1 protein-coding gene is annotated in these 268 nt (G+C 65.7%); it reads left to right on the forward strand.

Features of this window, described 5'->3' with window-relative positions:
* Positions 1-268 (forward strand): aconitase family protein (locus NLU14_RS21960; protein WP_275710610.1); only part of this gene is annotated, 268 nt, incomplete at both ends.

Here is a 268-nt window from a genome sequence, read left to right on the forward strand (position 1 = left end):
GCCCTCGAATATGAGCGCAACGCCGAGCGCTACGAGTTCCTGAAATGGGGCTCCAAGGCGCTGAACAACTTCTCGGTGGTGCCCCCGGGCACCGGCATCTGCCACCAGGTGAACCTCGAATATATCGCCCAGTCGATCTGGTCGTCGAAGAACGCCGACGGCGCGACGATCGCCTATCCGGACACGCTGGTCGGCACCGACAGCCACACGACGATGGTCAACGGCCTGGGCGTGCTCGGCTGGGGCGTGGGCGGCATCGAGGCCGAGG

Source organism: Marinobacter iranensis (assembly GCF_029207565.1).
In the GTDB taxonomy this organism is placed as follows: Bacteria; Pseudomonadota; Gammaproteobacteria; order Pseudomonadales; family Oleiphilaceae; genus Marinobacter; species Marinobacter iranensis.